Below are 13466 nucleotides of genomic sequence, written 5' to 3'. Positions count from 1 at the left end.
TCGGGGGCCTATTTCAGGCCCGACGCAGCGGGATGATCTCGCGAACCTTCTCGTCCCGGAGATACAGTCCCGCCCACATGACGATTCCGGTGTAGACGGCAAACAGGGTCGTGCTCAGCAGAGGCTGTTCAGCTCGAAGGTTGGTCAACACCGCTCCCCCCAGGTAACCGGTGAGCAGAATCGCGCCGAGTATCGACGTTCGCGGAATCACGTACAGCGCAAGGCAGATCAGTTGCACCACCCCAGCCGTCAATGCCAGCGAGTCCGGCAACCCAAGTTCAGCCGACGCATCCTTGACTGTCTGAAGGTTGAGAATGTGGATGATGCCGTCGAAGAGCATGAAAACGACGAACAGCCCACTCAGGACGTATCCGAGCTTGCGAGCCGTGGCCGAAGGTGTCGTCGTCGTGGCGTTACCGGAAACAGTTTCGTTGTGGACGGGCTGGGTGGTCATCGGAATCTCCTGGGGCGAAGGCGAGCGGCCGGTTGCCACTTCGCTTGCAATTACGACTCCCGAGCGATCGAAAACTCATCGCGCCGGCCGTTACAACGCACCCGGCGTTCAGGACGATTCACCTCACGTGGTCTGATGGACGGTGACACGGGGTGCCGAAAAAGTCGGCTGAGATCAGACCCGATGAACCTGACCAGTTAGCACTGGCGGAGGGATGTCGACATGACCGAACAGCAATTTCAGCGCGCACTCAGCCTGGACGAGCAGATCGTTCTGATCACCGGTGGCGCCCGCGGGCTCGGCGCCGCACTGAGCCGAGCATTCTCCCGCTCGGGGGCCCGGGTAATCGTGAACTACAACAAGAGCCGTGACGCCGCTGAGACCCTGGTCACCGAACTAGGTGAGGATCGTGCCTTCGCAGTCCAGGCGGACGTGACGGACCGCAGTTCCGTCGACCAGTTGTTCTCCGCTGCACGCGAGAGATTCGACGCACCGATCTCGACCGTGGTCGACAATGCACTGGTCGACTTCTCGTTCAACGGCGATGCACGGCCGAACGCGGACACGATCACCTGGGCCGACTTCGACTCTCAACTACGCGGAGCCGTTGCCGGAACACTCAACACCACCCAGGCAGCGCTACCAGGCATGCGCGAACTCGGCTTCGGCCGAATCATCACTGTCGGAACCAATCTGGTCCAGAATCCGGTAGTTCCGTACCACGACTACACCGCTGCCAAGGCCGCACTGCTGGCACTGACACGGACACTGTCCGCCGACCTCGGTCCGGACGGGATCACAGTCAACATGGTCTCGGGCGGCTTGCTCCGCACCACCGATGCGAGCGCCGCAACACCCGAAGCCGTCTTCGACATGATCGCGGCAAGCACTCCCCTGCGCCGAGTCACCACGCCGGACGAATTTGCCGACGCTGCACTCTTTTTCGCCTCCCCATGGTCGCGGGCCGTGACCGGTCAGAACCTGGTTGTCGACGGCGGACTCGTCAAGAACTGATGGGCGCACAGCTGCGGATAGGTGCGTTCCTGCTCGGTTGCGGACATCACAGTGCGGCATGGCGTCATCGCGACTCACCGGTCGAAAGTCTCGGTGACATCACGTATTACGAGTCGCTCGCCCAGATCGCCGAACGCGGCAAGCTGGACGCCGTCTTCTTCGCTGACGGTCACAGTGTTCGCGAACCCGAGTCGGGTGCGTCGTGGTTTCTCGAGCCGATCACCGCATTGACTGCCATGGCACGAGCGACAGCGGACATCGGCCTGGTGACCACCATTTCCACCACTTTCTACACGCCGTTTCACGCGGCGCGACTGTTGGCCTCGCTCGACCACATCAGCGGCGGACGGGCCGGCTGGAACGTCGTGACCTCGATGTTCGACCAGGAGGCGCGCAACCACGGACTCGAGGCGATGCCCGATCACGCATCCCGATACGAACGAGCCGACGAATTTGTCGAAGTGGCCCTCGCATTGTGGGATTCATGGTCGGAAGACGCGCTGATTCTCGACCGGTCGGGGCGTTTTGCCGACGCAAACAGGATTTCTCGAATCGATCACGACGGCAAACATTTTCGGGTGGACGGGCCGTTGACGGTTCCGCGCTCCCCGCAAGGCCGGCCGGTGTTGTTCCAGGCCGGGGCGTCCGAGCAGGGTCGCGATCTGGCGGCGCGTCGCGCCGAGGCAATCTATTCGGTTGCCTACGACTTACCCAGCGCACAGACCTACTACGCGGACGTGAAATCGAGAATCGAGCGAGCCGGCCGGGATTCGAGTTCGGTCGCCGTGATGCCGGGACTGGTCACCTACGTCGGCAGCACCGTCGCCGAGGCCAGGGCGAAGAAGGCCGAACTCGATCTCCTGCTGCCCACCGAACAGTCGATACGCCAACTCTCGTTGTTCACCGGACAGGATTGCGAGAACTGGGATCTCGACGGGCCCGTGCCCCCGTTGCCTCCACTCGAAGCGTTCACCGGGCCGCAGGGCCGCTACGCCACTATTTTGCGGATCGTCGAGAAGGACGCACCGACTGTGCGGGAACTCCTCGGGACGCTCGCTGCGGGTGGTGGTCACGCAACGATGATCGGAACACCGGAGTCGATTGCCGACGAGATGGGATCCTGGTTGAACGGCCGCGGTGCCGACGGTTTCAATCTGATGCCGCCGACCTATCCGCAGGGTCTGGAAGATTTTGTCGATCACGTGATTCCGGTGCTGCAGGCGCGTGGGTTGTTCCGTCGCGAATACAAGGGAGCGACTCTGCGAGCAAACCTCACCTAGTCCGGCAGTAGCGGCACCGACAGGTCCGGATCGCGTCCCAGGAGCACTCCCCTCGTAAGGGCCGCGGAGCCGAACTTCTTCCGAACACTGTCCATTGCCGAGTCGAGGGCGGCAGTGTCCGGACCCGCGAATCCTGGACCGTCGAAGGGCAATTCGAGTTGTTCGGCGCCGTCCCGATCCAGGTTGGAGACAGCGACGCCGATCAACGTGATGCCCTTGTCCGCGATCATCGGTATCGCTTCGTCCAGCAGCACCATCGAGGCGTTCAGCAATTCCGCTGTGTCGGCGGTGGACCGGCGCAGCGTGTGAGATCGAGTTGCCCGCGTGAAATCCGCGAAGCGGAGCCGGAGCGTGACCGTGCGCCCCGTCCGCTGCGCCGAACGCATGCGTCGACTGACACGGTCGACAAGGGACATCAACGACGCATCGAGTTCTGCGCGGGGATGGGATCCGCGACCCAGCGCATGCTGAGCACCCATCGAACTGCGGCCACGATAGGCGCGGACGGGGCGCGGATCTCGATTGTGTGAGAGTGCGTAGAGATGGCGACCGGCGCCGCCCCCGAGAATCGAGACGATCGAGGATTCGTCGTGCCGCGCGATGTCACCCACCGTCACGATGTCGAAGTTTCGCAGCTTCTGGGCCGTGATCTTGCCGACGCCCCACAGCTTCTCGACCGGCAAGGGATGCAGGAACTCGGTCTCGCCCTCCGGCGGCACTCGCAGCAATCCGTCGGGTTTCGCGAATGCACTGGCGACCTTGGCCAGGAACTTGGTGCGTGCGATTCCGACCGTGATCGGTAGTCCGACCTGCTCGGCCACATCGCGTCTGAGGTTGGCTCCGATCTGCAGCGGGTTTCCCACGATCTTGGCGAGCCCGCCGACCTCGAGAAAGGCCTCGTCTATGGAGATTCCTTCGACCAGCGGCGACGTGTCGTGAAAGACGTCGAACACGTCTTTGCTCGCCTGCGAGTACGCCGACATTCGCGGAGGGACGACTATCGCCTGAGGACACAGTGATCGGGCCTGACCACCGCTCATGGCTGTGCGAACCCCGAACGCCTTGGCCTCGTAGCTTGCCGCCAAGACCACCCCACCGCCGACGATGACCGGCCTGCCGGCCAGAGTCGGGTCGTCGCGTTGCTCGACTGATGCGTAGAACGAATCGAGGTCCGCATGCAGGATCGTTGCGTCACCCGTGGGCCGACTACCGCCAGAACAGTTCCCGCCAGAACGAGTATCGCCGGGGTGCTCACCTGGCGTTTCTTGGTCCAGCGGTTCATATGACACGAACATATGTTCCCATGACCCACCGACACTGCGTAAGGTTCGGAAATAGATTCCATGGAATTAATCACGAATCGGGCGTACGGTGAACGAATGATTCCACGGAATGCATATCGGTTCGGAGTCTGCTCGTGACCAGATCAGCCCTGAGCAGGCACTTCGACAACCTCGTCCGCTTCGAAACCGAATTGTGGACGGCCGCCGACCAGCGACTCCGAATCGAGCACGACCTGCCACTGAGTCGATTCGAGCCGATGCAGATCATCGACAGGCTCGGCTCCTGTCGGGTCTTCGACATCGCCGAGGCCCTCGCGATCACCGTCGGTGGCACGAGCAAGCTGGTGGATCGAATCGAAGCGGCTGGACACTGCCATCGAAAATCCAATCCCACCGACAAACGATCCTCACTCATCGAGTTGACTCCCGAGGGCAATGAGCTGTTGCGGCGGGCGAAGGCAACGTTCGACGGCGAATTGGAGCGCCGTCTCGGTTCCGTGCTGACGCCCGACGCTCTCGATCGATTCGGCGCCACACTGGCCACGCTGCGTGAAGCCAATCGAAACCTGACACCGACCACGAAGGAAAAAGCATGACCGACACAATGCGCGCAATCGTGCTCGACGCCCCCGGCCCGCCAGAAGCATTGACTATCAAAGTGATTCCGATACCCGTGCCGATTGCGGGCTGGGTACTGGTCCGGGTGAAGGCATTCGGCCTCAATCGATCCGAACTTCACACCCGCCTCGGCCTCGCCGAAGGCGTGACATTCCCGAGGGTGCTGGGCATCGAGGCCGTCGGCGAAGTGGTGAACTGCCCCGGCGGGGAGCTCACCGAAGGCCGGCAAGTCGCCGCCATGATGGGTGGGATGGGGAGGACGTTCGACGGCGGTTATGCCGAGTACACGTGCGTTCCCGTCAGTCAGGTCGTTCCCTTCTCGAGCGAACTGGACTGGTCGACAGTGGGAGCTGTTCCCGAGATGCTGCAAACGTCCTACGGCTCGCTGACGGTAGGACTGGACGCGAAATCCGGTCAATCCCTGTTGATCCGGGGAGGAACCTCCTCGGTCGGCATGGCAACCGCAGTCCTGGCGAAGCAGTGGGGACTCACTGTCCTTGCGACCACCCGAGATGCGAACAAAGCGTCGTCGTTGACCGCGATCGGGGTTGACCACGTTATCGTCGACGACGGTGCTGTGGCCGGCCAGGTTCGAGACATCCTCCCGGGCGGTGTTGATCTGGCCCTCGAATTGGTCGGAACACCAACACTTCCCGACACGTTGCGCGCGACCCGCGTTCACGGCACCGTGTGTTTCACGGGAATGCTGTCCAACGAGTGGACAGTCAAAGACTTTTATCCGATCGACTACATTCCACGCGGAGTGCGATTGACCTCGTACGGTGGGGACGCGTCCGACCTGCCTGCCGACGTACTGCAAGACTTCCTCTCCGCTGTGGCGTCAGGCGAGGCGGTGGTACCGATCGACGAGGTGTTCGCGTTCGAGGACATCGCGCGAGCCCATGCCAAGATGGAAGCCGGTACGGCACGTGGCAAATTGGTAGTTGTGCTCTGACCTGGCTTCTCACACCACGAATCGATAACCCATTCCTGCCTCGGTGATCAGATGCTTGGGGTTCGCCGGGTCATCCTCGAGCTTCCGACGAAGTTGAGCCAGGTAGACACGTAGATAGTGGGTCTCGGTGTCGTACGCCGGTCCCCACACTTCCCGAAGCAACTCCTTCTGCCCGACCAGCTTTCCGCGGTTGCGCACAAGCATCTCGAGCATGCCCCACTCGGTCGGAGTCAGGTGCACCTGTTCACCGCGCCGACTCACTGTTTTCGCAGCCAAGTCCACCGTGAAGGACGCGGTCTCGACCGACGGTTCCGAAGTGTCCGCCGCGGAGGTTCCCCGCCTCGCCGCAGCGCGCACGCGGGCCAGAAACTCGTCCATCCCGAAGGGCTTGGTGACGTAGTCGTCCGCACCGGCGTCGAGAGCCTCGACCTTGTCCGCGGAATCCGTGCGCGCCGACAGCACGATGACCGGCGCCGTGCACCAGCCACGCAGGCCGGCAAGCACTTCGGTGCCGTCCATGTCGGGCAGTCCGAGATCGAGTACCACGACGTCCGGTGGACGCTCGGCAGCAGCCCGCAAGGCACCGGCGCCCGTCGACGCGGTCACCACCTCGTACCCGCGCACCGAAAGATTGATACGCAGAGCTCGCAGAATCTGCGGTTCGTCGTCCACTACCAGGATTCGACTCATGATCCATTCCCATTCGTACCGGCCGCAGCCAACTCCACGATCATCGTCAATCCCCCACCAGGTGTGTCTGTGGCGCTGACCGTTCCGCCCATCGCATCGACAAATCCGCGCACCACGGAAAGTCCGAGGCCCACTCCGCCGGTGTTGTCGCGATCTCCCATCCGTTGGAACGGCTGGAACATCGTTTCGGCCTCACCTCGCGGAACACCTGGGCCCGTATCGGCAACACTGATCACCACACGATCACCGAGTTGCGCCGCCCCGACGCGCACCGGGGTTTCTCCCCCGTAGCGCAGAGCGTTGTCGACGATGTTCGCAATCACCCGCTCGAGCAGACCTTGATCTGCTTGCACTGCAACGGTACCCACGTCGACGACTACACTTCGAGCCCGCGAATCCGAGCGTCCACCGATGCCGAGGCCCAGCAACGCGCGGTGAACCACCTCGTCCAGATACACCGGCCGCAGCGTGGGTTTCACCACCCCGGCGGCAAGTCGGGACGAGTCGAGCAAGTTCCCGACCAGCGCCGTCAACTGATCCGCCGACTCCTCGATGGTTGCCAACAATTCAGCGGTGTCTTCGGGCGAGAACTCGATGTCGTCGCTGCGCAGACTCGACACCGCCGCCTTCACTCCGGCGAGAGGCGTTCGCAGGTCATGGCTTACCGCTGACAGCAGGGCTCGACGCAGTTGATCAGCCTCGGTGAGCGCGGCAGCCTTGCTCGCCTCGACTGTCAGTTTCTCCTGGCGGATCATCCCAACTGCTTGGTGAGCCACCACCGTCAGCACTCGTCGATCCCGCGCACTCAGGTCGGGCCCAGCCAACAACAGCGCGTATTCCCCGTCGTTGACCTCACAGACCGTATCCGCTTCGTCGTCCGTGGTCGGCGGCTGCGTACCCACGGCGGCGATGACTCCGTCGTCGTGATGAATGACGGAAACCCCTCGCTGGCGATAGATTTCGAGTGCCTTCGCCAGAAGTGTCGACAGATCCGCTCCGCGGAGAACTGATCCCGCGAACAGTGTGAGCAGTTCGGCTTCCTCGGATGCGCGCTTCGCCTCGCGGGCGCGCTTTGCTGCGGCGTCGACCAGAACGGCAACTGCCACAGCCACGATCAACAGCACGACAGTGGTGATGAAGTTGTCAGGTTCGGCGATGGTGAAGCTGTACCGCGGATCGGTGAAGAAGTAATTGAGCAGCAGTCCCGAGATCAGGGCCGACAATATCGCCGGGCCGACGCCGCCGAGGAGGGCGACCAGAACGACCACGACGAAGAACAGCGCGTTCTCGCCGTTGACCCCGGAGATTCGGTCGACGAGACCCATGATCGCGGCCGCGAGCGAAGGCACGACGATCGCCGCAATCCACGACAGGACCCGGCGCTCCGAGCGCCCCAGCACCGAAATGCGTCGTCGCGCCGTCGCTTCCTCGTGCGTGACCATGTGAACGTCGATACCACCGGACTGCTGAACCACCGCAGCGCCGATCCCCTCGTCGAGGATGCGAGCCAGGCGGGAACGCCGCGACGTTCCCAGCACCAACTGTGTGGCGTTCTCCTCACGCGCGAACTCGAGGAGCGTCGACGGTACGTCGTCACCGACAACAGTGTGAAGCGTGGCGCCGACTCCGACAGCCAACGCGCGCACCTTGCCCATCTCGGGCGCCGAGACTCCGGTGAGTCCGTCACCGCGTACGACGTGGACCACCATCAGCTCGGCGCTCGACTTCGACGCGATTCGAGATGCGCGTCGTACCAGGGTTTCCGACTCCGGTCCCCCGGTCACGGCAACGACGACACGCTCGCGCGCTTCCCAGGTATCGGTGATCTTGTTCTCGGCCCGGTATTTCGCCAGTGCGGCGTCCACCTGATCGGCCACCCACAGCAGAGCCAGTTCGCGTAGCGCCGTGAGGTTTCCGCGTCTGAAGTAATTGCCCAAGGCCGCATCGACCCGTTCCGGTGAATACACGTTTCCGTGAGAAAGTCTGCGGCGCAGCGCCTCCGGGGTGATGTCGACCAGCTCGACCTGCGCCGCACTACGCACTACCGCGTCCGGAACCGTCTCCTGCTGAACCACGCCGGTGATGTGCGCGACAACGTCGTTGAGGCTTTCGAGGTGTTGCACGTTGACCGTGGACAGAACGTCGATCCCGGCTTCGAGCAGTTCCTGTACGTCCTGCCAGCGCTTGTGATTCTTGCTCCCTGGCGTGTTGGTATGTGCCAACTCGTCCACCAGGACAAGGGCCGGACGCCGAGCCAACACGGCCTCGACGTCCAGTTCCGGCATCCGTGTTCCGCGATAATCCACCAGCTTGGGCGGCACTGTTTCGAGGTCTCCGATCTGCGCCGCGGTGCGGGCGCGGCCGTGTGTCTCCACGACGGCCGCGACCACGTCACAGCCACGATCTCGACGCCGATGAGCCTCACCGAGCATCGCGAAGGTCTTTCCGACGCCAGGCGCAGCGCCGAGGTAGATACGCAATTCACCACGTTTGCGTGCCCTACCGAAAGATTGACCGACCTTCTCCGAAGAACTCACGTGACAATCATCCACCAGTCGTCGGTGCAGCACACGTAGGTGCCGTCAATCCGAGTGCCAGGTTCAATTCCAGGACGTTGACTCGCTCGGCTCCGAGAAATCCGAGTTGCCGACCGTCGGTGTGCTCGGCCACCAAGTCCCGCACCTGGTCTTCCGAGATGCCGTTGTTGGCCGCCACCCTCGCGACCTGCAGTTCGGCGTACGCCGGACTGATGTGGGGATCGATACCCGAGCCCGAACCGGTGACTGCGTCGACGGGAACCGATGCAGGGTCGACACCCTCGCGTGCCGCGATGGCTGCCCGGCGCTCGATGACGAATCCGGCCAGAATCTCGCTGCTCGGCCCCTGGTTGGACGGCAGTGCCGCAGCGGGATCACCGGTGGCAAACGGATCCTCGTCCGAAACGGATCCGACAACACGATTGTGGAAGAACGGGTCCTGCTGCCCTTCGGCGACCTGCGGATCGACACCCACCCAGGCACTGCCGACCACGCAACCGGCGGCATCGGTGACCGGTGAGCCTTCGGCAGATCCGGAGCTGATCCGGCTGACACCCCACACCGCGGCGGGATAGACCACACCGAGAACGACGGTGAGCGCGAGCAATACGAGCAAACCCGCCCACACCTGTTTGGCAAAACCGATAGTGAAACGCATGTCAGGTCACCCAATTCCAGGAATCAAACGTACGACGAGATCGATCAACCAGATACCGACGAACGGTGTGATCACACCGCCGAGACCGTAGACGAGCAGGTTACGTCCGAGCAACTGCGATGCCGTCGACGGTCGGTATCGAACGCCCTTGAGTGCCAACGGAATCAAACCGATGATCACCAAGGCGTTGAAGATCACGGCCGACACGATCGCCGATTCGGGGGTGGCGAGACGCATGATGTTCAACGCGTCCAGCTGCGGGTAGATGCCGCTGAACAAGGCCGGCAGGATTGCGAAATACTTCGCCAGGTCGTTCGCCAACGAGAATGTGGTCAACGCGCCGCGGGTGATCAGCAATTGCTTGCCGATTTCCACCACCTCGATCAGCTTGGTGGGATCGGAGTCGAGATCGACCATGTTCCCGGCCTCTTTGGCTGCCGAGGTTCCCGTGTTCATCGCGACCCCGACATCGGCCTGGGCAAGGGCGGGAGCATCATTGGTCCCGTCACCGGTCATCGCGACGAGACGTCCGCCTTCCTGTTCCTTCCGGATCAGGGCCAGTTTGTCTTCCGGGGTGGCCTCCGCCATGAAGTCGTCGACGCCCGCCTCGTCGGCAATCGCCCTCGCGGTCAACGGATTGTCGCCGGTGATCATGATCGTGCGAATACCCATCGCCCGGAGTTCGGCGAACCTGTCAGCCATTCCCGGCTTTACGACGTCGGACAACGCGATCACGCCGAGGATCGAGGTACTCTCACCATGCTTGACGGCAACTACCAGCGGCGTTCCGCCCGCTTGGGCGATGTCGTTCACGGTGTCGGTCACCGCGCTCTCCGCGTGTCCACCGCCACTGACGACCCAGTTCATCACCGCATCTGCTGCACCCTTTCGGATTTGGCGTCCGGAGTGGTCGAGTCCGCTCATCCGGGTTTGTGCCGTGAACGGAACGAACTCGGCGCGTTCTTCGTCCAACGTCGGCTCGGCAGCGAGACCGAAATCCGCTGCGCACAGCTCGACGATGCTCCGTCCCTCGGGAGTTCCGTCGGCCAGGCTCGACAAGCGAGCTGCCGCAGCAAGATCGTCGGCGGATACACCGGGCGCCGGATGGAGTGCGGTGGCCCGGCGGTTACCGAAAGTGATGGTTCCGGTCTTGTCCATCAACAGGGTGTCGATGTCGCCCGCAGCTTCCACCGCGCGCCCCGACATCGCGAGAACGTTGCGCTGGACGAGGCGGTCCATGCCCGCGATACCGATCGCCGAGAGCAGCGCTCCGATGGTCGTCGGGATCAGGCAGACGAGAAGTGCGATCAGCTTGATCGGATCCTGCTCGTGCCCCGCGTACAAGCCCATCGGGCCGATGGCTACGACGGCGAGGAGGAAGATGACGGTCAACGACGCGAGCAGGATGTTGAGCGCAATCTCGTTGGGTGTCTTCTGACGTGAAGCACCCTCGACGAGCGCGATCATCCGGTCCACGAACGAACTGCCCGGTGCTGCGGTGATTTCCACGACGATGCGGTCCGAGAGAACCGTCGTACCACCGGTGACGGCGCACCGGTCACCACCGGATTCACGGACCACCGGCGCGGATTCACCGGTGATCGCCGATTCGTCTACGGAGGCAATACCTTCGACCACGTCGCCGTCGCCGGGGATGACCTCGCCGGCAACCACCATCACCCGATCGCCGACCACCAGTTCGGTGCCGGAAACCGATTCGATCGCACCGCTCATCGTGATCCGATGTGCTGTGGTGTCCTGCTTCACCTTTCGCAGGCTCGCCGCCTGCGCCTTGCCGCGCCCTTCGGCCACGGATTCGGCGAGGTTCGCGAAGATCACCGTGAACCAGAGCCACAGGGTGATCACCCAGGAGAACACCGAGGGATCGGCGATCGCCATGACAGTGGTGATGACGGAACCGACGAACACCACGAACATGACCGGGTTGCGGGCGAGGTGGCGTGGGTCGAGTTTGCGCACGGCCCCCGGCAACGCGGTGATCATCTGCCGCGGGTTGAAAACGCCTGCGTGTACTTGACGGGACTGCCCTGGATCAGCCTTGTCGGCGGCGTCTTGCGCTACCACGGGTTTCTCACTGATACGCACGGTCATTGAAGAGCCTCCGCTAGCGGGCCCAGCGCGAGGGCCGGGAAGAATGTAAGTGCAGCAACAAGAACGACGGTGCCGGTCAACAAACCGGTGAACATCGGTCCGGACGTCGGGAGGGTGCCGGCCGTCGGCGCCACCTTCTTCTGCGAGGCAAGAGCACCGGCCAAAGCGAGAACGAAGATGATCGGCAGGAATCGGCCGAGAAGCATGCAGATTCCGAGAGACGACTGGAACCAGTCGCTGGTGACCGTCAGACCGCCGAAGGCGCTGCCGTTGTTGTTGGAGGCGGAGGCGAAGGCGTAAAGCACCTCACTGAACCCGTGGATCGATCCCGGCGCGCCCGGATCTCCCCCATTGCCTTGATAACCGGTGGTCGAACCGAGGATGACGGTGATGGCGGTACCGATCAAGACCAGCGCGGGCATGACCAGAATCGACAGCGCCGCAAGGGTGATCTCGCGTCGACCCAACTTCTTGCCGAGATATTCGGGCGTGCGACCGACCAGCAGTCCGCCGACGAACACTGCGATCAATGCCAGCACAAGAATCCCGTAGAGGCCGGTTCCGACTCCACCTGGCGCAATTTCGCCGAGCAACATGTTGAGCAGGACCGCGCCGCCGCCGAGGGGTGACATGCTGTCGTGGGCCGAGTTCACCGCGCCCGTCGACGTTCCCGTGGTCGCCACCGCGAACAACGCCGATCCGGGGATTCCGAAGCGAACTTCCTTGCCCTCCATCATCGAACCAGCTGCTGTGGCGGCAACACCGCGTGCGCCGGATTCGGCAGCGAGCGTGACTGCGAGCAGTCCGCTCCACAGGATTCCCATCACTGCCAGCAAGGTGAGGCCTTGCCTACGATCCCCGACGAGAGTTCCGAACGTTCGGGTGAGGCAGACCGGAATCAACAGGATCGCCAGGATCTCGACGATATTGCTCAACGGGGTGGGGTTCTCGAACGGGTGCGCCGAGTTGGCAGCCAAGATCCCGCCACCGTTGGTGCCGAGTTCCTTGATCGCTTCCTGGGACGCGACGGGGGCCAGTGCATTGGTCACCGCATTGCCGTCGAGGCCGGTGGAGGCGAAACCGCTGTGGAACGACTGGATCACACCCTGGCTCAACAGGATCAGGGCGATCACGAAGGAGAACGGGAGGAGGATGCGCAGAGAACCACGCGTCAGATCGACCCAGAAGTTGCCGATCTCGCCGCCCCTGGCCACCCGAATGAAGCCGCGAACCAATGCGATGGCCACCGCCATGCCGACCGCTGCCGAGACGAAGTTCTGCACCGCCAGACCGACGGGCTGAACGAAGTTGCTCATCGTCGTTTCCGGCGTGTACGACTGCCAGTTGGTGTTCGCCACAAACGAAATCGCGGTGTTGAACGCTACGGCGGGACTGACCCCGGACAGACCGTCACTCAGCGGCAGTACTCCCTGAATCCGTTGCAGGAAGTACAGGAACAATGCGCTGGCCAGCGAGAATCCGAGAATGCTTGCGGCGTAGCCGTACCACGTCTGCTCGGCCCTGGAGTCGATCCGACCGACGCGGTAGATCACACTCTCGACCCGAAGATCTCGCGTCGACGAGTAAACACGCGCCATGTAGTCGCCCACCGGGACGTAGGCGATTGCCAGAACGACGAGGACAAAAGCGATCTGCAGGCCGGCTGCAAGAGCGGGCGACATCAGAACCTCTCAGGATCTACGAGTGCAACGAGCAGGTAAATGACCAATGCCGCGGCGACGGCGATCAGAACCACGCTGACCACACCGGCAACCGTCATTTGGGAGCGCTCGCCTGTAGGGCGCGCAGTACCAGCGCGCACACGAGAAAACCGCCGAGAATCAGAGCAACGTAGGCCAGATCGG

General features: G+C 62.9%; 12 protein-coding genes and 1 riboswitch. Of the genes, 4 read left to right on the top strand and 8 right to left on the bottom strand.

Going from position 1 to position 13466, the window contains the following annotated elements; all coding sequences use genetic code 11:
- Window positions 1–13: 13 nt before the first annotated feature.
- On the bottom strand, window positions 14–454 hold the full coding sequence (locus tag G4D79_RS16860) for a DoxX family protein (RefSeq protein ID WP_003944516.1): 441 nt from the start codon (window positions 452–454) through the stop codon (window positions 14–16).
- 138 nt (window positions 455–592) lie between these two features.
- Window positions 593–686, top strand: a riboswitch (TPP riboswitch).
- Between G4D79_RS16860 and G4D79_RS16855 the strand changes: the two genes are divergently transcribed.
- Complete coding sequence (locus tag G4D79_RS16855; protein WP_214514257.1) at window positions 677–1468, top strand: 3-oxoacyl-ACP reductase; 792 nt, start codon at window positions 677–679, stop codon at window positions 1466–1468. (Overlaps the previous riboswitch by 10 nt.)
- Window positions 1468–2748, top strand: coding sequence for an LLM class flavin-dependent oxidoreductase (locus G4D79_RS16850; protein WP_214514256.1), 1281 nt, complete (start codon window positions 1468–1470; stop codon window positions 2746–2748). The genes G4D79_RS16855 and G4D79_RS16850 overlap by 1 nt, the downstream gene beginning before the upstream one ends.
- Here the strand turns inward: G4D79_RS16850 and dinB are convergent.
- Window positions 2745–4043: a DNA polymerase IV gene (dinB, locus tag G4D79_RS16845; RefSeq protein WP_214514255.1), complete on the bottom strand. Its 1299-nt coding sequence runs from the start codon at window positions 4041–4043 to the stop codon at window positions 2745–2747. The two genes, G4D79_RS16850 and dinB, sit on opposite strands and share 4 nt — an antisense overlap.
- Window positions 4044–4165: 122 nt before the next feature.
- Here dinB and G4D79_RS16840 point away from each other — a divergent pair, with 122 nt between their 5' ends.
- Window positions 4166–4627 (top strand): MarR family transcriptional regulator, encoded by a 462-nt coding sequence (locus G4D79_RS16840; RefSeq protein ID WP_214514254.1) that lies wholly within the window; start codon window positions 4166–4168, stop codon window positions 4625–4627.
- Window positions 4624–5604 carry a zinc-binding alcohol dehydrogenase family protein gene (locus tag G4D79_RS16835; RefSeq protein WP_030536604.1) on the top strand — a complete coding sequence of 327 codons (981 nt, stop codon included), beginning with the start codon at window positions 4624–4626 and terminating at the stop codon, window positions 5602–5604. The genes G4D79_RS16840 and G4D79_RS16835 overlap by 4 nt, the downstream gene beginning before the upstream one ends.
- A 9-nt stretch (window positions 5605–5613) precedes the next feature.
- Here G4D79_RS16835 and G4D79_RS16830 read toward each other — a convergent pair whose 3' ends face one another.
- The 6 genes from G4D79_RS16830 to kdpF are packed head-to-tail and all read right to left on the bottom strand — an operon-like array spanning window position 5614 to window position 13381.
- Window positions 5614–6294 (bottom strand): response regulator, encoded by a 681-nt coding sequence (locus G4D79_RS16830; protein WP_003944545.1) that lies wholly within the window; start codon window positions 6292–6294, stop codon window positions 5614–5616.
- Complete coding sequence (locus G4D79_RS16825; RefSeq protein WP_003944466.1) at window positions 6291–8831, bottom strand: sensor histidine kinase KdpD; 2541 nt, start codon at window positions 8829–8831, stop codon at window positions 6291–6293. The genes G4D79_RS16830 and G4D79_RS16825 overlap by 4 nt, the downstream gene beginning before the upstream one ends.
- Window positions 8832–8838: 7 nt before the next feature.
- A complete protein-coding gene (locus G4D79_RS16820; RefSeq protein ID WP_007731080.1) occupies window positions 8839–9489 on the bottom strand; it encodes a potassium-transporting ATPase subunit C in 651 nt (216 codons plus the stop codon).
- Window positions 9490–9495: 6 nt separating this feature from the next.
- Entirely contained in the window at window positions 9496–11601 is a 2106-nt protein-coding gene (kdpB, locus tag G4D79_RS16815) for a potassium-transporting ATPase subunit KdpB (protein ID WP_214514253.1), read from the bottom strand.
- Window positions 11598–13283 (bottom strand): potassium-transporting ATPase subunit KdpA, encoded by a 1686-nt coding sequence (gene kdpA / locus G4D79_RS16810; protein WP_214514252.1) that lies wholly within the window; start codon window positions 13281–13283, stop codon window positions 11598–11600. Before kdpA ends, kdpB begins: the two co-directional genes overlap by 4 nt.
- Window positions 13283–13381: a K(+)-transporting ATPase subunit F gene (gene kdpF, locus G4D79_RS16805; protein WP_007731078.1), complete on the bottom strand. Its 99-nt coding sequence runs from the start codon at window positions 13379–13381 to the stop codon at window positions 13283–13285. The genes kdpA and kdpF overlap by 1 nt, the downstream gene beginning before the upstream one ends.
- Window positions 13382–13466: the final 85 nt, after the last annotated feature.

It is taken from the genome of Rhodococcus sp. WY5 (assembly GCF_018588185.1).
Classification (GTDB): domain Bacteria; phylum Actinomycetota; class Actinomycetes; order Mycobacteriales; family Mycobacteriaceae; genus Rhodococcus_F; species Rhodococcus_F qingshengii.
This window is presented reverse-complemented; position numbering and strand designations above follow the sequence as displayed.